Consider the following 23154-nt stretch of genomic DNA (forward strand, 5'->3'; position numbering starts at 1 on the left):
GATTCTTATACTGGTGTAATGGTTACTGTTTTAATTGAAGTGAAAAATTCTTTTGCCGCTTCACCTTGTTCTCTTGAATGGGAACTAGATTGCTTCATGCCACCAAACGGTGCCTGTAATTCAACACCCGCACTTTCACCATTTACTTTGATTAAGCCTGCATCAATTTCATTAATATAGGTGAAGGCGTTACCAATATCTTTCGTAAATAATGATGCTGATAAGCCGAATTTACTATCATTTGCTTTTTCAAGCGCTTCTTGCAAGCTATCAACCTTAAATAAACATAGTACAGGGCCGAAAATTTCCTCTTGTGCAATGGCACTTTTATGGTCCACATTTTCAAACACAGTAGGCTCCACATAATACCCGTTTTGATAGTCATTACCCTCTGGCACTTTTCCACCCGTAAGTAACGTTGCCCCTGATTTTTTACCTTCTTCTAAGTAATGAAGTACGGTATTGAGTTGAGATTTTGATGCTAATGGACCCATATAGGTAGACTCCTCTAAACCGGAACCTATTTTTATAGCAGCCACCTTTTCTAGGACTTTCGTTTTAAATTCCTCATACACCGCTTCGTGAACAAAAGCTCGGCTTGTCGCTGTACATTTTTGTCCGGTATGTTTCATGGCCCCGCTTACTGTTAATTCTGCAGCTAGCTCTAGGTCTGCATCATCAAGGATGATCGCTGGGTTCTTCCCGCCCATTTCAAGCTGGTACTTTGCCCCTCGTTCAACACAGCTTAAGGCTACGACTTTTCCGACTTCATTAGAACCTGTAAAACTGATGGCATTCACATGAGGGTGATTGATCAAATGGTCACCAACAACCGAACCTCGTCCCGTTACAATGTTAATAACACCTTTTGGAAACTCTGCTTCTGCAAAAGCTTCAATAATCTTAATCGCTGTAATCGATGTTTCAGAAGCAGGCTTTAAGACGACCGTGTTTCCATACACCAATGCCGGAGCGATTTTCCAGATCGGAATCGCAATTGGAAAATTCCAAGGTGCGATGATTCCAACTACTCCTACTGGTACACGTGTTGTAAATAATAGGTTCTTACTTCCGCCCGATGGGATGTTATCCCCCACTTTTCGATAACCTTCTTGCGCATAATATCGTAAAATCTGAACGGCTCTTGTCACTTCACCCTTTGTTTCTGCTAAGGTTTTTCCCATTTCAAGTGTTGCCGTTCTCGCAATTTCATCTACTTTCTTTTCTAAAATATCAGCTGTCTTATGTAGAAAGTGGCCTCTCTCTAACGCAGAAAGATCCTTCCAGTTTGACAATGCCTCTTTTGCAGCAACCACAACATTGTCGACATCATCCTTGGTTGAACTAGGGAACTTTCCTACATTCTCAGAAAAATTGGCAGGATTACGACTCTCCAAAAACTCACCATTACTGGATTGACACCACTGGCCATCAATAAAATTCATATAAATTTGACTCATAATTTTCCCCTTTCTATTTTACGAGATTGGGTATAAATCCCCATGATTCAAGTAGTTCAGTTAGTTCCTTACGATCTGCTTCATTAAGAGCGGAAACGGGTTGTCTAGTAATCCCAGCATTTAAACCGATTTGCTCCATTGCTTCTTTAATGACAACAACATTATTTCCACTATTGTATTTCGCACGTAAATTTTCAAAAGGTACGACCTCTTTCCATACCTTCCAAACAATTTCTTCATTTTTTGACTTAAGTGCATGTAGCATTTCAAATGATTTTTCGGGAAAAAGATTAACAAGTCCTGAAGTAAAACCAACTGCCCCGGCATTGTAGAAAAATGGTGCCCATTTCTCAGCCGTTCCACAAATCCAGGCAATATGATGTTCGGGTGAAACAGTTTGAACAGTGTTAGTAAATCTAGGGAGGTCGTTTACAGCATATTTAACTGCAACAAGTTTTTCTAAAGGGGCTAATTTGGCAAGTACATCATCACTTAAATTGGGATCTTTAAAATAAATACAAGATGGTAAATCGACACCTTCAATGATCGATTTGAAGTATTCATATGCGCCTTCGTTTGTAATATAAGGGTGGATTGGCATATGAATCATGACGCTATCAGCACCAACGGCTTTCGCGTAATTTCCCATGTCGATGGCCGTTTCAACAGAGTAGCCAATCCCAGCTAGCACAACAGCTCTTCCATTTACATACTCTACTACTCTTTTAATCTCTTCTTTCGCTTCCTTAATAGTAAGGGAGTAAAATTCGCTTGTATTTCCACAAGGAACAATGACCTTCACACCCCTTTGGATGAGAAATTCAACATTCTCTTTTACTCCGTCCCAATCGATTTCTCTTGAATCTTTTTTAAATGGGGTAATGGTAATGCCAGAAATGGTTTCAAATTTTTCTTTCCAGTCAGCGTAATTCATCTTTTCCTCCTCTAATCCTTGATTATTTTTTACGTAGTTCCATTTAACACATCATGCAAGGTTCGTAAAATATGTTCTTTCATAAGATGTTCAGCTAGTTCTGGGTTTTTTGAGATAATCGCATCACCAATTTTGCGATGCTCGGTATAACCTGATCGTAACTCCCCTTTTTCCTTCAGGGCTCTTTTACGAAAAGCTTTATCAAACGATCCGATGTTATCTAGAATTTGGGTAACCATCGGATTGTCAGCAATAGATCTGATCATTCCGTGGAAATTGGTGTTTTCCTCAACCAATCGTTCTACTTCATTTTGTTGCAAGAGGTACTCCATTTTCTCCATTTGTTGCTGTAATTCTATTTTCTGAACTTCATTGAGCTTCATCGCAGCAAGCTTAGCACAAACTCCCTCAACACCAGCTCTTAAGATTTGTACTTCTTGAATATTAACATCCGCTAGACTTGATACATATGTTCCTTTTCTCGGAATGGTTTCAACAAGACCTTCTTGGCTAAGCATACGGAACGCTTCTTTAATGGGAGTGGTACTAACCCCCATTTTTTCTGAGAGCTCCCTTTCTTTTAAATGATCACCGGGTTTGAATTGTCCTGAGATAATCGCTTCACGAATGGATTCAAGAACAACATCACGTAAGGATTTCACCTGCTCTGTTTTCAAAGAGAATAATTCACCGTTCATTTTTTCCACCTCCAATTTGGATATTTTGAATTTTGTGATATCTGATATATCATATATTAGCACCTGTTTTATTTTTTGTAAATAATGAGTAATATAAAATTTCAGATTATTTTATTTGGACGATTTCATTATAAGCCATTAATAAGGGTGCTACACCGTGTCCGTTGTTGTCTACAACCTTCTCACCACGAACATAATAGTCATAGCTACCATCACGTATTCTGCCTAATTCCGGGTGTTTTCCTAAACCTGCACTTCTGCAAATACCACCTAAGAACACTTCCCCATCTTCTTCGCGCATATAGGTTTGTACTGTTCCATCAAATGCAGATACTCCATATTTTTCATAGCTTTTCGATACATACCCAAGGCGTACAGCTTTTAAAATGGCATAGGACATCATGGTTGTTCCGCTTGTCTCTAAGTAATTCCCTTCCTCACCAGGATGTTCCACTACTTGATACCACATTCCATTTGGCTGCTGATAAGGTAACATTCCATCGATTGTTTCTTTTAAAATGCTTTTTAGCTCGTCTGAATCAACATTTTCTCCCTCTAATAATTCAAGTACATCCACTAAAGCCATTGCATACCAACCAACTGCCCTACTCCAAACATGTGGTGAGTGACCCGTTTCCTTATCGCACCAAAACATACTACGGCTCTCATCATAGGCATGAACGTATAGTTTTGTTTGATCATCAAATAAAAACTTGCGAACGTTTTTGAATTGCTCGATTGTATCCGTGAAATCTTTCTCCTCTTGGAACTCCTTGATATATCTTACATAGAATGGTTGCCCCATATATAGCCCATCTAGCCAAATTTGATTTTCATAATTCGTTTTGTGCCAGAAGTTCCCGCTTTTTGTACGAGGATACGTTTGCAACTGTGTATACAATATATCTAAAACCTTTTTATACTTTAAATCTCCTTCTCTATTAAAAAGTGTAAATAAAACGTTTGCCATCCGAATTTGATCGATGTTGTAGTATTGAGTATCAATCTGTTCAATTTCTCCCTCATCATTATAAAGTCTGTCAATAAAATCCTTTACAAATTGATACTCACTCTCATCAACTGTTAGCTCATAACTATCAAGATAAGCTTTTAAAATACATGATTCGATGTAATGCCAACGATGTGTAAACCATTTACCCTCTTGCTTCATATAGTCTTGTTTAAGTTTTTCTACTAATTGATACGTCATACAATTCCCTCCAATTTTATGTAAATCTTAATCTAGAAGATATATCATATTTCTTATAATTTAAATCGATTATGAAATCGTTGTCAACACAGTGATAACTGGATTTTAAAGACTTAAAAGCTTGTACAACCTTTGATACTAAAGGATTTTAGCTACGAACAATCTATCGATAATTTTAAAAAGTTAAAAAATTCTCAAAAAGGTATTTACTAATCAACCATCATCCATTATGATAAAAAACATGATATATCAAATATCACTTAAACGTAGGAGGTTGATGTAATGAAAAAGCCCGGAAAAGTTTTTTCTCTTCTTTGTGCTGCTACACTAGGTATTGGTTCACTTACTGCTTGCAGTGGTGAAAGCGCTTCAAAAGGTTCTGACGAAGAATTTACACTTTCAGCTATGGTTAAACTCCACTCACCAGAAGTCCCTAACAAAAAGATTTTAGAAATCCTCGAAGAAAAAACAGACATGAAACTGGATATCCAATTCGTACCCTCAACAACTTATGTAGAAAAAGTAAATGCCTTATTTGGCTCAGGTTCATTCCCAGACTCTGTTGTTTTAGACTTAGACATGCTTACTCAATACCATGAAGCAATTCAAGATGGTCAGTTTTGGGAAATTGGTCCATATTTAGATGAATTTGAAAACTTGGCTAAAATGAAGGACGAGGTTGTTGAAAATACGAAGGTTGATGGAAAGATCTATATGATTTATGAAGGAAAACCTCTCTCTCGTCAAGGAATGATATATAGAAAGGATTGGGCTGAGAAGCTTGGCTTATCCGCTCCAAAAAATACCGACGAATTTTATGAAATGCTACGCGCATTTACGGAAGAAGATCCTGATGGGAATGGAAAAGATGATACATTTGGTTTAACCGATCGCAACGAATTAATTTTTGGTGCGTTTAAAACGGTCGCTTCTTGGTTCCATACACCAACCAACTTCGGTGTAGAGAACGGAGAAATCAAACCAGAATTTATGTTCCCAGAATACATGCAAACACTTGATTTCTTTAGAGGCTTACATGAAAAAGGTTACATAAATAAGGATTTCCCTGTTACAAGTAAAACTGACCAGCAAGGTTTACTTAAGAATGGTAATGCAGGCGTATACGTTGGCTCAATGGGTGACGTACAATCCCTTTATTTAGACACAGTTGCCAATAATCCAGATGCAGTACTTGATGTTCACAACCAAGTAGCTGGCCCTGATGGAAAATTTACGGTGTGGTCATTACCGGGCTATGGAAATGCAATTCTCTTCCCTAAATCTTCAATTAAAACAGAAGAAGAATTGAAAAAAGCGCTTAGCTTCTATGATTATCTCATGACACCTGAAGGAGCCAATCTCGTATTCTGGGGAATTGAAGGTGAGCATTACACAGTTGAAAATAATGAGGTCATCATTAAAGACCAAAACTTATTTGACAAAGAAGTTTTACCAATTCAAACGCTAGAAATTGCCGAGCAGGAAACGAATGGTCGATTAAAAGCAAAATATGATTATGAACCGATGGCAAAAGCTGAGGAACTATTTATTGATAATGAGCAATACTTAATTCCTGACCCAACGGTTGGTCTACACTCCCCTACCTTCAATGAAAAAAGTATGATGTTACAAAAAATCATTGATGACGCGACATACCAATATATTATTGGACAGCTTGATAAAGATGGGTTTGAAGCTGCGGTTAATGAATGGGTAAAGCAAGGCGGAGACAAAATCATGGAAGAATTTACAGCGGCTTATCAAAAGAAATAATAACGTACAAAGCCTGCATTGATGTGCAGGCTTTGTTTTGTGCGTCTTGAATTTTTAAATTCCAATATATCTTGTGTCATCCTGTTTAAGAGAAAGAGTTTCTAAAAAACGTTGAATTTCCATATCCCAAAATTCCCATGTATGACCATAGCCTTCAGATACATGGTAGCTATAGTCATAGAAATCACTAAGACTATTGAAAAAGTCCCGTACCTTATCATTTAAATCTAACCAAGGATCCTCACTTCCGCAAGCATGATAGATTTTAGGAAGAGCTTGACTTGACTTTGCTGCTTCAATCGCTAAATACTCAAGATCATGATCCGTATTTTTTATATCACCGTCACCGAAGATCTCAATACGCCCTTGTGCTTTCTTAGAACCATCATTATTAAATGGAACATCAGCCTTATTTCCAGCTGAAAAGGCACCGATAGCAGCATAAAGATCGGGTCGTGCTAAACCAATCCGCAAACAGCCATACCCACCATTCGAAAAGCCTGATATGTAATGATCATCACGGTCTGTGGACAGGCGTGGAAACAAATGACGGATAAGACCCGGAAGTTCTTCTGCCATATAGGTGAAAAATTTCCCACCATGTTCCATGTCTGTAAAACAAGAATTCATTCCTCCAGGCATAATTACAGCAATTCCAAATTTAATCGCATACTTTTCGATATTACTCATTCGCAGCCAAGCAGATGCATCACCAGAACCACCGTGAAGAAGCCATAATACCTTAAGTTTTTGTTCTTCTTGATAGGGTTGCCTTTGCTGAGGAAGAATGACATTTAACGTAACTTCCATTCCAAGCACTTCTGAATACACATAAGTTTCAATTAGCGCCATGTTCATTTCCCCCTTCTCGTAAGATCTGGTTTCGCTAAGGTTAACCATGAAATAAATTTTTCTAACGAATGATCCCAATGCTTCCAATCAGTCTGTTCATCAATTGTTTTTTCAAAGGTTGTCTTTACTCCGAGATTTGACAGGTATGTATTGAAGGATTCGTTTTCTTCAAGTAAAGCATTTTCTGCATTACAAGATAAATAGAATTCTGGAAGTGGTTTGTTCAAGTTTAGTAAAGTTTCTGCTGCTACATATAAATTTTCTGTGCTAGTACTTATCTCATCAACTCGTCCGTAAATATCTACGGCTTTCTGTTTATCTAAGCGGTTAACAATCCCCATTATGTCTACTGGACTTGAAAAGGAAGCAGCCATACTAAACGTAAGTGAAGCCGATAATCCTGCTTTTAATGCTCCATAGCCCCCAATACCATTTCCAGCAATAATACGTTCGTTCTTAGATTGAGAAAGCGGAAACATGTTTTCGCAAATTGCAGGCAATTCCTCGGTGATAAAAGTAAAATACGGCTTTCCATGATACATATCCGTGTAGTAACATGTATGGCCGGATGGCATGACCACTGCGAGTGAAAGATCATCAATATATCTTTCTAGGCTTGTTTTTCGTAACCATGAGGTGTGACCTTCCCCCATCTCATGTAATAGATAAAGAGTTGGAAAGGTTTGACGATTTTCAGTAAATGACTGTGGCAATAGAACGGCCATTTCGACGGGCATGCCTAGTATTTCAGAATGATATTTTACATTGAGTAAGGCCATTATAATCACTCCCCTAAAAAAACTATAAGAAAGAGCGATCTCCTACTTGAAGTATCGCCCTTGCTTTTAGATTACTTTTTACTATTATATCACTATTTAACACTTTTCCTTCTCATCCATTGTGTTGCAGCCCACTTATCACCAACGATAACTGGCGCCCCACCATGTAAGGTTTGTTCATTCAAGTCATGGTCATTATAAAAGTATTCAAAGTACACAGCCATCCCCTTTTGTGGAGATACTGAAAAATTCAACTTTGGAAAATACGTTTCCCCGCCATGTTCCACATCGCTTAAATACATGACCATTGTACTGATTCTAGGGTTGTTTATCACCTTATTGGTAGATGTGAAAAAGTCAAAATGAGCTTTATATTCTTGCCCAATTTGATAATTAAGGATTTGAAGACCTTCTCCATGTTGAGTTGGTATATTCATAATCTGTGAGATTCTTTTTTCAATTCTAGTAACAATGATATTTTCACTTTCTTCTAGGAAGGTACTACTACTAGTTCTCATATTATCTACGCGTGCATTGCTAATTTTTGAACGATTTATTTTGTCCTTAGACAAGCTAATTAACTCATCACATTCTTCATCACTTAATACATTACCTAAGATTACGATTAATGGCTCTTCCAACCTAGCAATAATCTTGATCTCCCGGTCCTCTGTTATGATTTTATTGCCTATGTGAGTAAAAATGGTTGGCTCTTTTGTTGGTAAATCTGTAGCATCCATTGTCAACTTTCATCAACCTCTTCAGAAATTTAGATTTGTAAATATTAGATTGATAGTAAACAGAAATAATACTTGTTCTTGGTTCCCTCCTGTTTTCAAAATGGATGTAGATGCTGAATTCGTTCACCAAAACTAATTTTTGCTTTTATATTTTACACTCTAAAAATGTATTTTTCTACTATTTTTTTGAAAAAAATAACAATAAAAACTAGATTGTATTCATTTCAAAAGAAAAAGCCGATGAACCCTTTTCATGGAGTCATCGGCTGAATAGATTTAGATTAACACACCTGTTATTTCTAATGGTGTTAAAGCTTTTGTGTTATTTATAAAGACAAACGCATCATACCGCTCAGATATCACAGTTGGGACATAGTTACCATAATGCTCATACTGCGGATTGTAGACAACGCCAATTGCACGGTGCCCAAGTTCTTTTTTAAATAAATTTCTATTTTTCTCAGTAAAAACAAGAATCTTATCGTATGCTCCCGCTTTATACAGGAGATCTTCCCAGCTGCCAGCAACGGCGGGAGGGGTATTCATTCTTTCAAAATCCACACCCCATTCACTAGCTGCAATCACCGTTCCATGATGTGTACCGAAACCAACAATAAACACATTTTCACTACCTATTTCTTCCCTTATAAGTTGTCCTACATTTACGATTCCTTCATTTGTCATATCAGTGGCTCTTGCATCCCCGACATGTGTATTATGTTCCCAAATGATTCCTTTGGAAAGATGGTGATAGAAAGTATCAATTTTTCGTATAACCTCAACCATGTGACGATCTCTGATATTCCACGATTCATTGTCGTTCGTCATCATCGTTGTATAATAATTTTCAGCATTCGCCGCAATCAGTGCGTTTACTTCTAGGTTTAAACTGCTTTCCTGTGAATCCTGATAGGCATGTTTGTTCGCCATAAGTTCCGTCAAAAGCTGTATGACCTCTTCATGACATCCTTCATTATAGAAAGAAGAAGACAAAGCATACTTTTCCGCTTCTCGATGAAAGGGTTCAAAACAGGCGAAAGCTTTTCTCGCGACCTCAAGATCAGGTGAGTTTCTTTTTTCTAGATACTTTAGGATTTCATCCATTGATTCCCACAAACTATAGATATCAATTCCATAAAATCCAATCTTTTTTTCATTCGGTTTTCCGTGGTTAAATTCTTTTAACCATTCAATTAGATCAATTATTTCTTCATTTGCCCACATCCAGGTTGGCCAACGTTTAAAAGAAGCTAGAACATCTCGGGCATTATTGAATTCATTTGAGTAGCCTTTAATATAGCTATTGACCTGTTGGCATGCTGGCCAATCGCCTTCAACCGCAATAAATGTAAACTCTTTTTCAATGATTAATCTTTTGGTGAGTTCTGCGCGCATTTTATAAAACTCAGATGTACCATGTGAGGACTCGCCCAACAGTATGTATTTGTGATTTGTTATCGCTTTAACAAGTGGGGTAAGATCATTTTTAAAATTTGTTACTGGAATTGAATGTTGTTGGATCGCTTGTATCATTTTATCTACCATATGAGCCCCCTTAGTTAGTTTTTGTATTCTGCCTGATATGAATTCTCGCCTGAATGAACAGAGAGCAACGTATCAGCATAACCAACTAGTCGATTTACAAGTTCATCGGAAATGGCATAAACGAGCTGATGAAGTGACTCTTTATGTAAGGCAGGATCGTCAAATATAATCGTGGTATTGATGAATATTTCCTTTGTATCATATAGGTTATAGTGGATAATGACCTTGCCTGCTGCACCACCAGTAATCGGGTCCCTATAGCTCGGTAAAAAAACATACCATTCCTCTGCAGAAGGAGATCGAAAGTTTTTTGTGAAGGTTAACCCTTTCATTTCTTCCTCTATTTGTTTACTTATTTGTGGATCAATCACATCAAAAATCTTGTTTTCCATAGCTGATTCTTACTCCGCTGGATTAGCATCGACAGCAATCTCATAGGCATCTAACACCATATCACGTTCTGATGGATCGCTTATTCCTGTTAAAAACTGACCATCTTCCGTATTTTCTACCTGCATCACAAATGTATTATTTTGGTCCTGTTCAGAGTGTAACAATGCAAATGTTTTTTCCTTCATATCGAATAAGGCCTCAATTGAAAATTCCTTTTCTTCGCCGTTTTCATCTTTAACAACTATTTTATCTCGATAGACATCGCTCATGTCATACACCTCCTGTAATTTGCATTCATATCTTTTCCAAAACCATCAAAATTACTAAAGGACTTTTGAAAATGCAAAAAGCAGTGTATTTACTTACGAAATACACTGCTTCTAGAGTTATGATGATTTAATTTTTTGCTCAGATTAGTTCGCTACTGCCACCAAAAAAATGGAACTGGGACGAGGGACCAGTCCCTGTGTCCCATTATTCTTCATTGAACCATAGTTTTGTTTTGTCGTCGACTTCGCCGTTGTAGTTGATTAGGATTTCTTCGCCTGCTTTTATGTCTTTGTACGCATAGAAATCAAAGGTGTGATTATCAAAGTTAATATCATAAACGGCATTCGGTTCATAGGAATGATTAAATAGCATTCCATACCCGAGAAGGATTGCCGTATGATTAATTCCATACTCAAAAGCGTAATCAGCGAGTAATGTTTTTTCAATGTGCTCGTGCTGGTCATTCGGATATGAGATCACGGGTGCTTCATGGATGAGTTGTCCTTTTTTAATATCCATTGTAGCAAATACCCCTCTATTGAATTCCCCGTCACTTAGTAAAGATTTTTTTATTTCAATCATGTTGTTTGCCCTACCTCATTTTTGACTTCCTTCTAACTTTAACATTAATTTGCGAAAACAAAAAGGTGCCAGTTTACTGACACCCTTTAAATCATTCCTATTTAAACAAATCGAGCAACTTCGCCCAGAAGCCTTTGACTTCTTTTTCTTCGATTTCTTTTGTCTTTGGTTCTTCGATTTTTATGCTTTCCGTTTTTATGACGAATTGGACGAGGTTAACGTTTTTGTTTTGTTCCGATACAAACGAGACAGCTTCGAAATCTGATTTATCGTACTCAGATATCATGCGGTCGACTTCTTCCTTCATTTGTTCTGGTAAATCACTCGTAGACTCATATAATTCTCGAGTACCATTGTGTAATTCACCTACACCGCTGTCAAGTTCACCGGTACCACGTGACAATTTCACAATTCCCTGATGCATTTTTTGATAGGATTTCGATAACTGACCGACTCCACCTGTGTATTCCACCAATCCTGAATGAAATGTTTGATAATTGGCGGATAATGCAGCAAGTCCTTGCTGTAATTGAGCAAGAGATTCTGTAGCACCTGATGCTTTTAATGATGCTGAAACCTCGGTTGCCAAAGTATCGAGATTTGTTGCCACCTCGGTAAGTCCAGTCATTAACCCCGCTAAGGCACCGTCTACTGCGGTAAACCCATCTTTAACCTGAGAATAAGTTCCTTTAGCCGTTTGTGCTGCCGTATATGTGTTCAGAAGTTGATTGACAACTTCCTGATTTGCTCCGCTCTTTTGTAGCTCTTGAATTTGTTCTTGTGTAATTGTTGCTGCTGGGATAGCCGCTATTGCTTTGTCTAATGCACCGTAAGCACTCGCATAACCTTCCTTAAGCTTGGCTATTTCTGATACTGTCCCTTGTAAACTTAATGAAATTTGCTGAAGTCCAGCAGTTAATTTTTCAAGATCACCAAGATTCACATCTTCAGTTCCAGCATTTAGGGACTTGCTTATCTGTTCAAGAGCTTTCCCAATTTCATTCGAGCCATTGACAAGACCAGAGGAAGCTCTGCTAATATCAGTCATACCTTTATTGTATTGAACAGAACCGTTTTGAAGCTCCAGCACACCACTATTTAGCTTAGAAACGCCATTCTTTAATTCTCCTACTCCATCATGAAGCTGCTTAATGCCGTCTGTTAAAGAGGACATGTCTTCTGTCATTTCATTGATTTCAGGTGCATCAATCGACATCGATGATGGAACACCTGTGATGTTAATACCATCAAGCTCAAAATCGACTACATCTGCTTGAAGTACGAATTCTTCCTCTTTTTCAGGCATTACAGTAAACGTAACTTGTTTGTTCTTCCCTGCATTAGCAAGCATTCCTTTTTCAGCTTCAATATTTGTGTAAAGAGCTGGATCAAGTGTTAATGAAATTTGCAGTAAATAATTTGTAAAGAAGACCGGATTCACTTCTTTATTAGCAGAAGTATTAATTCGTATTTCAATTTTTCCGTCTTGACCAACTAGTTCTTTAGCTGCCATTTCTTTACCGTCTAATATATATGAAACATCAATATTCCAAGGGAGTGCTTTTTCATCGATTGAGCCTTGATAATAGAATTTCCCCTCAGGTGCTTCCATTTCTATTGTGCTCTCTTTTTGGAGAATCTCAGAGAAGTCTGTTAAGTTTTTTATTGCTGAATAAGATCCATAATCAATAATCTTCCCAGCTTTTTCAATATCCAATGTGTTTACCACATATAAATCTTGCTGCTTCCCATTGGCACTCAGCGTTGCATACACGACCTCATCTTTCGTGGAGATCATTCCTTCGGTCGAAGCAGCAGTGACAAGAAATGACGGCAAAACGAGAGTGATAGTAAGTAAGATTAATAGTACTTTGTGTATTCTCTTCATCCTCATTTCTCCTTATAATGTTTTGCTTTCCATGTAGTTTTCTCAATGACCTTATCAAAAACCAATACAAGAGCTGGTAGGAAAAATACGACCATGATGAACGCAAGCAAGGCTCCTCTTCCTAGCAGCAGTCCAATTGACGATACGATTGGATTTGATGAGGTAAACGCTAAAATAAAGCCTACACTCGATAAAATCGCTGCCGAAATCCCAATTGAGAAAATCTTCTCATCAAGTGTTTTCTTAATCGCTTTACGTGCAGACATGTGCTTTCGATTCGTTGTGTAGTCTTCGGTCAAAAGAATCGCATAATCGACTGTTGCGGCAAGCTGTACCGTACTAATGATCAAGTAACCAACATACACCAATGACGAATCTGTAAAATATGGGACAGAGAGATTGATCCAAACAGCAGTCTGAATCGTAAGCAATAACACGATAGGATACGAGATTGACTTGAATGTCACAATAAGGACAAGTGCAATCGTAAGTACCGTTAAGAGATTTACCAATGCGTTATCCTTTTGAATCGTATTTTTAATATCATACAAGGTCACGCTTTCCCCTAGTGATTGTGCTTCGTCTCCATAATACTCTTCTGCAGTTTGTTTAATATGTTCAATTAAGGAAAATGCTTGGTCGCCTTCATTTTTAGTTGTTGTATTAATAATAATGCGACTGTAGTTGTCTGAATAAAATTGCTCAGTGATCGATTCGTCCAAATACTCTGGAGGAATCGCGCTACTAACAGTGTTAACGTACGCCAGAACACTTGATACCTGATCAATCTTCTCAATATCCTGAACGAATGCTTCTTCTTTTGCCATATCCCCTTTTGGTACAAGTATAACCATAGGAGTATAGGCTCCAAATTCTTCCTGGATTTTCATTTTATCACTACCAGCCCTCGTAGACTCTGGTTGATCTCCAAGGCCATAGATGAAATTTGTCTCACTTTGGGCCATGAATGCTGGTACGATTAACAGAGCTACTAATAGTAAACTTGGGATTCGCAATTTCACTACAATGCATCCGACTTTGTTAAAGCTTGGGATCAGTGGTTTGTGCTGTGTTTTATCGATCCACTTATTAAATAACAAAGTTAGAGCTGGTAAAAACACCATAACACTGATAAAGCTTAGTAAAATCCCTTTTACAAGGTTGATTCCAAGGTCTGAACCAATTTGGAAATTCATCAACGATAATGCCATAAATCCGAAAAAGGTGGTTGACGCACTTGCAGTAATTGCAGGAAATGATTTTTTCATCGCAAGCTGCATCGCTTCTTTTGGATCGGCAACTGTCTTTCGATAGTCTGAAAAACTATGAAGTAAAAAGATCGCATAATCGAGCGACACCGCTAGTTGCAGGATCGGTGCAACTGATTGGGTAACGAACGAAACTTCCCCAAGAAAAATATTGGTTCCAAGGTTGATGAGCACGGAAACCCCAATTGCAGTAAGGAAAAATACCGGCTCTACCCAAGAATTCGTAGATAATACCAAGATGATGATAATGATTGGTACCAATAAGAGAGCGGCATAAAATGATTCTTGACCAGCCATCTTCTGTGAAGTGGCTGTATCTAGTGCTTCACCTGCCATCGCATTGTCTTCACCTATTACCTCGTAGATGGCATCCGTTACCGCAACTTCGTCTCCCTTTTCAATACTTAAAGAAAACAGTGCGTTATTTTCTTTGTAGTAAGATTCAACAGTCTCTTCATCTGCCATTTCAATCGGCGTTTTGATATCAATGGCATCATCTAACCAAGTGACATCCGATACGCCATCAATTTTAGAGAGCTTCTCTTTATAACCAAGTGCTTCCTGTATCGTGACGTCAAATATCATGACCCTCGTATTCGGCACAGCCCCTTCAAATTCTTCTTCCATAATTTCCATGGCTTTCACAGAAGGAGCATCCTCCGGCAAATAGTCAACCATATTATAGTTGACGGCAACCCCAAATTGAACAATGGTGGCTAAAAGTGTGAGGAGCATAAACGTTATGACGACGGATTTTTTATGTTTAATAATTCGTGCTGCAATATCTATAATGATTCACCCTCTCTTGCATAACCGACAATTCCACTATAATATTATATCGACACGGTGTTGCCTAATCAACAAACAGTTTATTAAATTGAGTAAGCTTCACGACACATTAAAGGAATATGTCGGATAACTTCAAAAAGAGGGATTACCTATGACTTCAGCTAAACTAGACAGACGTAAACAATATACGCGCATGGTACTAAAGGATAGCCTTATGAAGCTATTAAAAGAAAAACCAATTTCCACGATTACAGTAAAGGAAATCTGTGAAGTAGCAGATATCAATCGGTCTACTTTTTATGCTCATTATTCTGACCAATTTGACCTTCTTGAAAAAATAGAAGAAGAAATTATTGAGGATATGATCACGTATCTAAACAAATATGATTTTGATAAAGAAGATGAAACTCTACAAATGACAGAAAAATTACTGGAATATATCGTCACCAAGATGGATATTTGCCAAACATTATTGAATGAAAATGTAGATACCACCTTCCAGCAAAAGATCATGGATATCGTGCACGGATACCTCATGAAAAACTGGGCCGGAAGCCATCTAGATAAAAATGATTCCGAATATTTTAGTACCTTCATAATCAGTGGAAGTATTTATGCAATCAAAAGATGGTTAAAAAATGGAATGGACAAATCACCAAAAGAATTGGGTGAATTGATTAATAACATCATAAACAAGGGCGTAGCAGCAGTGAAATAAATGGGCTAACCGGTGCGGGTGGGTCGCGGGGACAGGTCCCTTGTCCCAAACATAAAAAAACGGGACAGTGAACCTGTCCCGCTGTCCCTTTATTCGATAGTGATAGTTTGTTCTTTTGTCATTTGATTTGCTTCGACTTTTAGGGTTATTTTTCCTGCTTTTAGGGTTTTTAGTTCCCCTGTTGTGTGGTCAAAGAGTGCAGCGTATTTACCTGAGTTCTCTGCACGGGTTAGTTCTTCTCCACTACCGATAAAGACGTTATCACTGCCTTCCCATTGAACAGTTGCTGGATAATGAAGTGGGAAGTTTAGGTTGTCTTTTTGATGACCAGTCGCCTCAATTTCTACTTTTTCTCCTGCTTTTATTGTTGCTGGTGCTTGAAGAGTAATATCTAATAATAATGGATTCACTTCCGCTTGAATCCAGTCACTACCAGACACAGAACTTTGACCATTTGATTGTTCAGGCCCCATTGCTTTGTCAGGTACAGGAGTTGGATCGACTCCGAACATCGTCCATTCGTAGAAACCACCTGCATCACTGGATCCATATGGTGCTTTTCCTGAAGGTCCTACAACCATATATGGAACACCTTCGACACGTTCAACACTTACAGTATGAGCATGACCACCGACAAATAGTGCTCCTTTTCCACCTGACGTCTGACGGAAATCCGTTAAGAATTGTTCAAGCAGATTAGATTCTTTTCGATCACTAAGCTGACTATTCTTCGTTGGTAGTGGATCACGCGTTGGATGATGCGCCATCACAACTACGTTTTTCACATTTGGATCCTTTGCAGCTTCGGTTAATGCCTTTTTGAGGTCAAGTAGCTGTTGGAAATCACTTGTACGGAAACTTCCTGTTGATGAGTCAAGTAAAATAAATCTTGTGCCCTTGTGATCAAACGTGTATCGGTTATTTTCATAGACTTCTAAGAAGTTATCTAATGTACCCGGTCCCATAATTTCGTGGTTTCCTGGTAGATAATAGATTGGGAGTTTATCTCCGACTTCTTCTTGTAAAATTTGCTCAGCTAGTTCAAAATCCTCTTCCCATGCTGTATCAACTAAATCCCCGTTAATGACAAGGAAGTCTGGGTTTGCTGCAACGATTTGTCTAAGTGATTCTCTTGCCATTTGTACTTGAGAACTGTTTGGATCCTTTGCTACAAACTGGCTGTCAGCTAGTACCGCAAATGTCCAACGTCCTTTTTCAATTTCGCCATTTTGAATAATGAGCGGGTCCGCATCTTTAGTTACTTCTGGAACCTCAATCGAAGTTGGTACTTTAACAGTCACATCATCAAATACTAATTGACCTGTGTATTGATCATTTTTGTTTGTTTCAACTGGATAGATTCTCCATAGCTTTACAGGGTATCGTACCCCTTCAGGTACTGTTGTTTCAACATATTTCCAGCCTGTCCAATCAACTGCGTCGGCAAGTGATAATGTGTATCTTGTGCCTCCTGCATCTTCAATGACAGTTCGAAGCCAAGCTCCATTTCCATCTCCTTTTACCCAAAGACCAATTTTCTGGACGTCACCTGGTAATTCAATTGTAGGAGATGCTTGTAAATAAGCAGCACGAGTTGCGGTAGTTGTTGAAAAATCATATGCTAACTCGATTCCTTTTCCATCCCTACCAGCAACATGATTCATAGATGCTCCAACCTCATTTGGATATTTTGTAAAAGACCATCCACTAATCTCATCAAAATCATCGACTTTCTTTGTAGCTAGACCAATTGTAACCGGCAGATACGTAATTTCATCGTTTACTTTTAGTGTAATTAGCGCTGACGCACCGTCAACTTTAGGAACGACGGTAAAGCTACCATCGACATTTTCCATGATAGAAATTACTGACTCATCATAGTCTAAACTCACATCTCTAGCTTCAATCGGTGCGCTATACCCATCTTTGTCATAACCATTAACAGAAAAACTTGATTGTTGTCCTGTTTCTAAACTAAGGCGCGCTTGTGAAGCTTCAATTCGATCCAATTCACCGAGGACGGTAATCTCCATCGAACCCTTTGAAGATGTCACTTGTGCCTGAGCAATGGCATTACCTGACTTTTTAGCATGGAAAACGCCATTTTCCTCAAACTTACCAACGTCTGCCGGGAGTGCCTTCCATTTCACTTCACCAACTGAAACGGGAGTGTAATTTTCGTCATGCCCTAAACCGATAAATGTTCTTGTTAATCCAGGAAATACACGGTTACTCATATCCGTTTCAAAAACTGTGTTAACTGCAAAGCTCTTTAATTCACCACTTCCAGCTTTTGCAAAAATGCCAATTCCATTCGGTACTGAACGTTCAAAGCCATCTGATGGCTGATTCACAGCCTTCACGTCATTCGTACCAGGCTTTCGTGCAACCATTGTTGTGGAACCTCCACCATCAAGGTTTAAAGCATAATGTGCACCATATTCCTTCATCAGTTGTGCTAATTCTTTAAATGTCATACCACGACTATCTGTTTGACGTCCATCAACTGCTGCTAAAATCATTGTTTTTCGATCCTCTGAAAAGCCGACAGCTGTTCGAGGTGCAGAAGTCGTATCATCCAGATTCGAAATAACCTCTCCATTTTCAATTAGCTTGATATTCCCTCCAACAGCAAAGGAAACATCGATGTCTGTCTTAGGCGCATATTCTACACTTACTTCATCACCAACAGTTAATGCGCTTAAAGCCTCTGCACCTTTTTCACGTCCGACAAGTATAAAAGCATCTTCAGGAATGGCGCCACTCCTTGCCCCTTCTGATACGGCTGAAACCTTTCCATCTACGACCATAACTTCATACACTGGGCTTCCAGCCTGAGATCTTTCAGCACTTCCCCAGACAGATGTGTACAATCCAATACCATCTTTTGAAATTCCATATTGATTGAGTGCGTCCAGTGTGATTTCTCCGCTAGGTAGCTTAACCTTTCCATCTAATAGAATAGTAGAAATATGACCTAACCCATTGTTATCAACACTTGCAGTGAGTGTGTGACTACCTTGTGGCCCCTTTACTATTTTCCCGTTACTAACTACAGTACCTAGAGGTGCTTTCGTATTATTAATATCGAAGAAATCTCCATTGACTCCAGCGATTGCACCTGCTTCCTTAGCCATTTCTGACAATGGTTTGGCAGATGAAACGCTGCCAGGAAAAAGTAAATCCGTTGAAATGCTATCATTTCCTAAGTTAATGGTCATTACTTCACCGTTTAGCCAGCCTCGAGCGTCAAACCTTTCAAAACTAGCAAGCTTAACACCAGGACCAATCGGTGTTGTACTTTCTTTCGAAACAAGCGTCTTGCCAGCTGGACCAACAAAAATGACAGGTTCTGTTCTGTCCGAAGAAGTTGATCGAGCTTGAGCTACATCTGATGGTTCATTATCAGCATGTACAGTAGGTGCTAATGGTACTGTTATGGCTGAGGCTAATACAACATTTCTCCACCACTTTACATTCATTCGTAATTCTCCCCTCTACTAAAATATAATTTTATAATATACGGAATATTCTTGAAGTATATTTTCATTATACCAAGAATCTCTTTACAGAATAACTACTGAATATTAAGGGCTTATGGATAGACTGTAAAGTTTTTACAGTAGAAAAGTAGGAGATTTGTTTACAATAATGGCAGAATAGTAGAAGAATACTATATAAAAGCAGGTCTTTGGATTTGGATTTTTCGGGAGTAGATTTGTTCAAAACACTTGGAATCATTTAAAAAACAGGAAAAAAGGCCTGCATAAATACAGACCTTCTTTAGTAAATGGTTTGGGACAAGGGACCTGTCCCTGTGTCCCATTAGATGATTCCTTGGAATCGTAGGATGATTTCGGCTACGATTGCGGATCCGAGGTAGGTTCCGAGTAGAACGAACATACCAATAACGATTGTTCTCCACCCTAGTTTTTTGAAGTCCGCCCATGAGCGTCCGATGGAAATACCAGCATAGGCTAAGATTGGTGTTGCAATTGCTAATAAATTCACTTGTGCTGTCCATTCTACAAATTTTTCTTGGAATGGCATGCCTGGGATGGTGATAATGAATGCTAGAATCCCAATGTAGGCAATACTTGGAACCTTTTTATATGGAATGGCTTTATGAATAATTAATCCAGCCAAGCTCACTCCAGCTAGAACAAGTATTCCTGGAACAGCTGCAAGTGGCATAACATCATAACCAATCCAGTTCCCTGCAAGAACTGATATAGAACAAATGATAAATAATAAGACCCATTCTTGAATACTTTTTAACATTGGTTGTTACGCCCCCTTCGAAGTAGAATTCGCAGCTTTTTTATCTCTTACTCTTGAAAGAACATTATATAGCTTCACCGTTAATGGTAAACCTATGAAAATACTAGCGTACAATCCTGTTACAGAAGTTAATAGGTTACTTGCTCCTGAGAATGCAGTTATTGTATCTGCCATGTCTGGATAAGCCGCTACAAGTGGCCCAAGTGATGCTGCAGCCATACTTCCACTTCCTACCCCTGTTGCCATTGCAAACGAGTATGGATGGAGTGGTGTAGCTGTTGCCAAGAATCCAGAAATAAGACCTAAGAAAATCGATCCAAACACTGTACCGAAAATATAGATCGCCATTACACCACGACCCTCTGGTGAAGAAAGACCATATTTATCCGTAATAAGGGCTAAGTTTGGTTCTCTTCCGATGGAGTGTGTCATACCAATTGCTTCTCTTTTTAATCCTAAGAATACCGCGATAGGTAACGCAATAAAAATTGTACCTAGGTTTCCTAGTTCTTGTAGCATTAAGGCTGGACCTGCTTCGATTAATTGTGGTAAAGCTGGACCTGCTTGTACACCAAATTTTGCAATCAATAATGTTACGGAAATAAACACAAGATTTTCCGCATTTTTAGACATCTTCTCTGTGACAAGTGGAGTAAAATAGACCGCGATTCCAACGATAACTGCATACAACATGGGTAGTAATAAAATTACCCCTGCTCCAATTGGAATTCGATGTGTCCCTATCAATTCAGTCACCAGCACAATGGCAAATACTAAAAGATGTAATTTCCAATCTTTCCAAAGATTCGTTGCATTTTCACTCATTGCTCTTCCCCCTTTTTAAATAGTGATGCTGTTTATATGGTAGTTATTTTACAGCCTCTTTTGCATGAACTTTCATATATTCTAGAGTTGCTTTTCCAAGTATCTTTGCTGCGATTAAAAGTGCACGCTCATCGATATCAAACTTCGGATGATGGTGAGGGTAAGAGTCCTTCCAATCTGGATTCTCTGCACCTGTAAAGAAGAAGGTACCTTTGACATGCTGTAAATAATACGCGTAATCTTCTCCACCCATAACAGGTTCGGTTTCAGCGACCTTGTTGACTCCTGGAACGTCCTCCGCCATTCTTGCAACAAATTCGGTTTCTTCCTTATGATTGATGAGGGTTGGATAACCGCGTGTATAGGTAAATTCATAATCTGCACCATTCACATCACATGTACCACGAACCACTCGTTCCATTTCTTTTTCGATAAAATTACGAGTCTCTTCTTTGAAAGTCCGAACTGTACCGATCATTTCAGCATAGTCAGCAATGACATTATAAGGATTTTTTGCCTCAAATGAAGTTACAGATACAACGGCTGAATCCAATGGATCTACTTTGCGGCTCACAATTTGTTGTAGGTTGTTAATGAGTTGACCTCCAACGACAATACTATCAATTGTTTGATGTGGGTAGGCACCATGTCCGCCACGCCCTTGAATTTTAATATCGAAACGGTCTGGAGCTGCTTGAATTGCACCAACTCGATAACCGATTTCTCCAACTGGCATTTGAGCTTGCAAATGTGTTCCGAAAATGACATCGACACCATCTAGGCAGCCATCTTCGATCATAGAAATGGCACCACCCGGTGGTAGTTCCTCCGCATGCTGATGGATGAATACAACTGTACCCTCAAGTTCTGATTTCATCCCGTTTAGCACTTTCGCTAAACCAAGTAGGGTTGCAGTATGGCCGTCATGACCACATGCATGCATCACACCATCATTTTTAGACTTGAACGGTACATCCGTTTGTTCTAAAATCGGGAGGGCATCGAAATCTGCACGTAAGGCAACAGTTGGTCCAGGACGATCTCCTTTTAGATAAGCTACTACTCCATTGCCGCCAACACCAGTACGTATTTCATGACCTAATTTTTCATGGTAAGTAGCAATGTATTCTGCTGTTTTAACTTCCTCAAATGATAACTCTGGGTATTCGTGTAAATATCGACGTATGGAGACAATTTCATCATAAATTTCGTCTAATTTTTCAAATAAATTTTCCATTTAAATGCCCTCCTAGTGGTTTTTATTGTTCCATCATTTCTTTTAAAACGGTGTATACCGCTGATGAATCTTGCTGACCCTTTCCTTTGTTCTTCCCTAAGTGGAAGAGTTGATGGGTCATGTCACTGACAAAAGTAGAAACTTGTGAGTTTTCAGCTAATTCACGGTACAAGTGGATATCCTTTGTCATATTGGCAAGTGAAAATTTCACATTGTCAAAAGACTCGTCTAATATGTTTACCCCGAAAACATCCATCGCACGGGTTTGACCAGACCCTTTTTGAAGGATCCCAGCAAGCTTTTCCTTTGATACCCCAGCTCTTTCTCCGGTTAAAAAGGCTTCACTTAATAAGGTAATCACGCCTGCTACGACCATATTGTGACAAAGTTTTACGGTTTGCCCTGCTCCACTCTTCCCAACATATTCGATATGTTTACCAACAGCTTGTAAGACTGGGAGAATCGTTGGAAAGTGGTCCTCACTCCCACCAACCATAATGGTCAACGTCCCGTTCGCCGCTCCTTCAGGGCCACCACTTAGTGGACAATCATAAAACTGAATCCCGTTTTCCTCGGCGGTTTTATGAATTTCCCTTGTCAGCTGTACGTCATTTGTACTCATATCCAAAATGAACGAACCTTTTTTCATTTTAAAAAGAACACCGTTTTGTTCGTGTAAAAGTGTTCGTTTAATAATATCGGGTGATGTAAGAGACATGATTAAAAAATTAATCTCACTTGCCATCTCACTAGGTGTCGCAGCAGCTATTGCTCCGTGGTCAACTAAACTCTTCACCGCAGCTTCATTAATATCAAATACGTGAACTTTGTAGTGATTTTTGAGTAAATTCTTTGCAATTCCACTTCCCATTAACCCGCATCCAATTATACCGACCGCTGTCATCATAATCC

The 23154-nt window shown here is 38.7% G+C and carries 20 protein-coding genes; 2 read left to right on the plus strand and 18 right to left on the minus strand.

Annotation, left to right across the window (positions count from 1 at the left end; all coding sequences use genetic code 11):
• Window positions 1–5: 5 nt before the first annotated feature.
• The 4 genes from gucD to CKK03_RS15480 all read right to left on the minus strand — a co-directional run bounded on the left by gucD (window position 6) and on the right by CKK03_RS15480 (window position 4302).
• A complete protein-coding gene (gucD, locus tag CKK03_RS15465) occupies window positions 6–1460 on the minus strand; it encodes an alpha-ketoglutaric semialdehyde dehydrogenase GucD (protein ID WP_099363441.1) in 1455 nt (484 codons plus the stop codon).
• Between the two features lie 13 nt (window positions 1461–1473).
• Window positions 1474–2394: a dihydrodipicolinate synthase family protein gene (locus tag CKK03_RS15470; RefSeq protein WP_099363442.1), complete on the minus strand. Its 921-nt coding sequence runs from the start codon at window positions 2392–2394 to the stop codon at window positions 1474–1476.
• A gap of 29 nt (window positions 2395–2423) precedes the next feature.
• On the minus strand, window positions 2424–3092 hold the full coding sequence (locus CKK03_RS15475; RefSeq protein ID WP_099363443.1) for a GntR family transcriptional regulator: 669 nt from the start codon (window positions 3090–3092) through the stop codon (window positions 2424–2426).
• 106 nt (window positions 3093–3198) lie between these two features.
• The gene (locus CKK03_RS15480; RefSeq protein WP_099363444.1) at window positions 3199–4302 is read right to left on the minus strand and encodes a glycoside hydrolase family 88/105 protein; all 1104 of its coding nucleotides are present in this window, start codon (window positions 4300–4302) and stop codon (window positions 3199–3201) included.
• Between the two features lie 282 nt (window positions 4303–4584).
• On the opposite strand from CKK03_RS15480, the gene CKK03_RS15485 reads away from it, so the two are divergent.
• Window positions 4585–6075, plus strand: a complete 1491-nt coding sequence (locus CKK03_RS15485) for an extracellular solute-binding protein (RefSeq protein ID WP_099363445.1) — start codon at window positions 4585–4587, stop codon at window positions 6073–6075.
• Between the two features lie 54 nt (window positions 6076–6129).
• On the opposite strand, the gene CKK03_RS15490 is transcribed toward CKK03_RS15485, so the two are convergent.
• The 9 genes from CKK03_RS15490 to CKK03_RS15530 form a co-directional block, all read right to left on the minus strand.
• Window positions 6130–6927, minus strand: coding sequence for an alpha/beta hydrolase (locus CKK03_RS15490; protein WP_099363446.1), 798 nt, complete (start codon window positions 6925–6927; stop codon window positions 6130–6132).
• Window positions 6928–6929: 2 nt separating this feature from the next.
• Window positions 6930–7706 carry an alpha/beta hydrolase gene (locus tag CKK03_RS15495; RefSeq protein WP_099363447.1) on the minus strand — a complete coding sequence of 259 codons (777 nt, stop codon included), beginning with the start codon at window positions 7704–7706 and terminating at the stop codon, window positions 6930–6932.
• Between the two features lie 92 nt (window positions 7707–7798).
• Window positions 7799–8446, minus strand: a complete 648-nt coding sequence (locus tag CKK03_RS15500) for a 2OG-Fe(II) oxygenase (protein WP_099363738.1) — start codon at window positions 8444–8446, stop codon at window positions 7799–7801.
• Between the two features lie 276 nt (window positions 8447–8722).
• A complete protein-coding gene (locus tag CKK03_RS15505; protein WP_099363448.1) occupies window positions 8723–9991 on the minus strand; it encodes an erythromycin esterase family protein in 1269 nt (422 codons plus the stop codon).
• A 14-nt stretch (window positions 9992–10005) separates the two neighbouring features.
• Window positions 10006–10383, minus strand: a complete 378-nt coding sequence (locus tag CKK03_RS15510) for a hypothetical protein (protein ID WP_099363449.1) — start codon at window positions 10381–10383, stop codon at window positions 10006–10008.
• A 9-nt stretch (window positions 10384–10392) separates the two neighbouring features.
• Window positions 10393–10653, minus strand: coding sequence for a DUF1292 domain-containing protein (locus CKK03_RS15515; RefSeq protein ID WP_099363450.1), 261 nt, complete (start codon window positions 10651–10653; stop codon window positions 10393–10395).
• Window positions 10654–10858: 205 nt separating this feature from the next.
• Entirely contained in the window at window positions 10859–11236 is a 378-nt protein-coding gene (locus CKK03_RS15520) for an SET domain-containing protein (RefSeq protein ID WP_099353065.1), read from the minus strand.
• Between the two features lie 97 nt (window positions 11237–11333).
• Complete coding sequence (locus CKK03_RS15525) at window positions 11334–13124, minus strand: hypothetical protein (protein ID WP_099363451.1); 1791 nt, start codon at window positions 13122–13124, stop codon at window positions 11334–11336.
• Window positions 13125–13126: 2 nt separating this feature from the next.
• The gene (locus tag CKK03_RS15530; protein ID WP_099363452.1) at window positions 13127–15127 is read right to left on the minus strand and encodes an efflux RND transporter permease subunit; all 2001 of its coding nucleotides are present in this window, start codon (window positions 15125–15127) and stop codon (window positions 13127–13129) included.
• Window positions 15128–15332: 205 nt separating this feature from the next.
• Between CKK03_RS15530 and CKK03_RS15535 the strand changes: the two genes are divergently transcribed.
• Window positions 15333–15899 (plus strand): TetR/AcrR family transcriptional regulator, encoded by a 567-nt coding sequence (locus tag CKK03_RS15535; protein ID WP_099363453.1) that lies wholly within the window; start codon window positions 15333–15335, stop codon window positions 15897–15899.
• 89 nt (window positions 15900–15988) lie between these two features.
• Here the strand turns inward: CKK03_RS15535 and CKK03_RS15540 are convergent, their stop codons facing one another.
• The 5 genes from CKK03_RS15540 to CKK03_RS15560 form a co-directional block, all read right to left on the minus strand.
• Complete coding sequence (locus CKK03_RS15540) at window positions 15989–19381, minus strand: phosphodiester glycosidase family protein (RefSeq protein ID WP_099363454.1); 3393 nt, start codon at window positions 19379–19381, stop codon at window positions 15989–15991.
• Window positions 19382–19724: 343 nt separating this feature from the next.
• A complete protein-coding gene (locus CKK03_RS15545; RefSeq protein ID WP_099353070.1) occupies window positions 19725–20180 on the minus strand; it encodes a hypothetical protein in 456 nt (151 codons plus the stop codon).
• A 6-nt stretch (window positions 20181–20186) separates the two neighbouring features.
• Window positions 20187–21005 carry a DUF3100 domain-containing protein gene (locus tag CKK03_RS15550; protein ID WP_099363455.1) on the minus strand — a complete coding sequence of 273 codons (819 nt, stop codon included), beginning with the start codon at window positions 21003–21005 and terminating at the stop codon, window positions 20187–20189.
• 43 nt (window positions 21006–21048) lie between these two features.
• Complete coding sequence (locus tag CKK03_RS15555; protein ID WP_099363456.1) at window positions 21049–22242, minus strand: M20 family metallopeptidase; 1194 nt, start codon at window positions 22240–22242, stop codon at window positions 21049–21051.
• Window positions 22243–22264: 22 nt separating this feature from the next.
• Window positions 22265–23146 carry an NAD(P)-dependent oxidoreductase gene (locus tag CKK03_RS15560; protein ID WP_180271268.1) on the minus strand — a complete coding sequence of 294 codons (882 nt, stop codon included), beginning with the start codon at window positions 23144–23146 and terminating at the stop codon, window positions 22265–22267.
• Window positions 23147–23154 lie beyond the last annotated feature (8 nt).

The sequence above is a fragment of the Fredinandcohnia onubensis genome, from assembly GCF_002734215.1.
GTDB classification, from domain to species: domain Bacteria; phylum Bacillota; class Bacilli; order Bacillales; family Bacillaceae_L; genus Ferdinandcohnia; species Ferdinandcohnia onubensis.

Coding starts and splice junctions, on each gene's coding strand:
- gucD (WP_099363441.1), bottom strand. CDS start 1,460: ATGAGTCAAATTTATATGAATTTTATTGATGGCCAGTGGTGTCAATCC.
- CKK03_RS15470 (WP_099363442.1), bottom strand. CDS start 2,394: ATGAATTACGCTGACTGGAAAGAAAAATTTGAAACCATTTCTGGCATT.
- CKK03_RS15475 (WP_099363443.1), bottom strand. CDS start 3,092: ATGAACGGTGAATTATTCTCTTTGAAAACAGAGCAGGTGAAATCCTTA.
- CKK03_RS15480 (WP_099363444.1), bottom strand. CDS start 4,302: ATGACGTATCAATTAGTAGAAAAACTTAAACAAGACTATATGAAGCAA.
- CKK03_RS15485 (WP_099363445.1), top strand. CDS start 4,585: ATGAAAAAGCCCGGAAAAGTTTTTTCTCTTCTTTGTGCTGCTACACTA.
- CKK03_RS15490 (WP_099363446.1), bottom strand. CDS start 6,927: ATGGCGCTAATTGAAACTTATGTGTATTCAGAAGTGCTTGGAATGGAA.
- CKK03_RS15495 (WP_099363447.1), bottom strand. CDS start 7,706: ATGGCCTTACTCAATGTAAAATATCATTCTGAAATACTAGGCATGCCC.
- CKK03_RS15500 (WP_099363738.1), bottom strand. CDS start 8,446: ATGGATGCTACAGATTTACCAACAAAAGAGCCAACCATTTTTACTCAC.
- CKK03_RS15505 (WP_099363448.1), bottom strand. CDS start 9,991: ATGGTAGATAAAATGATACAAGCGATCCAACAACATTCAATTCCAGTA.
- CKK03_RS15510 (WP_099363449.1), bottom strand. CDS start 10,383: ATGGAAAACAAGATTTTTGATGTGATTGATCCACAAATAAGTAAACAA.
- CKK03_RS15515 (WP_099363450.1), bottom strand. CDS start 10,653: ATGAGCGATGTCTATCGAGATAAAATAGTTGTTAAAGATGAAAACGGC.
- CKK03_RS15520 (WP_099353065.1), bottom strand. CDS start 11,236: ATGATTGAAATAAAAAAATCTTTACTAAGTGACGGGGAATTCAATAGA.
- CKK03_RS15525 (WP_099363451.1), bottom strand. CDS start 13,124: ATGAAGAGAATACACAAAGTACTATTAATCTTACTTACTATCACTCTC.
- CKK03_RS15530 (WP_099363452.1), bottom strand. CDS start 15,127: ATGCTCCTCACACTTTTAGCCACCATTGTTCAATTTGGGGTTGCCGTC.
- CKK03_RS15535 (WP_099363453.1), top strand. CDS start 15,333: ATGACTTCAGCTAAACTAGACAGACGTAAACAATATACGCGCATGGTA.
- CKK03_RS15540 (WP_099363454.1), bottom strand. CDS start 19,381: ATGAATGTAAAGTGGTGGAGAAATGTTGTATTAGCCTCAGCCATAACA.
- CKK03_RS15545 (WP_099353070.1), bottom strand. CDS start 20,180: ATGTTAAAAAGTATTCAAGAATGGGTCTTATTATTTATCATTTGTTCT.
- CKK03_RS15550 (WP_099363455.1), bottom strand. CDS start 21,005: ATGAGTGAAAATGCAACGAATCTTTGGAAAGATTGGAAATTACATCTT.
- CKK03_RS15555 (WP_099363456.1), bottom strand. CDS start 22,242: ATGGAAAATTTATTTGAAAAATTAGACGAAATTTATGATGAAATTGTC.
- CKK03_RS15560 (WP_180271268.1), bottom strand. CDS start 23,146: ATGACAGCGGTCGGTATAATTGGATGCGGGTTAATGGGAAGTGGAATT.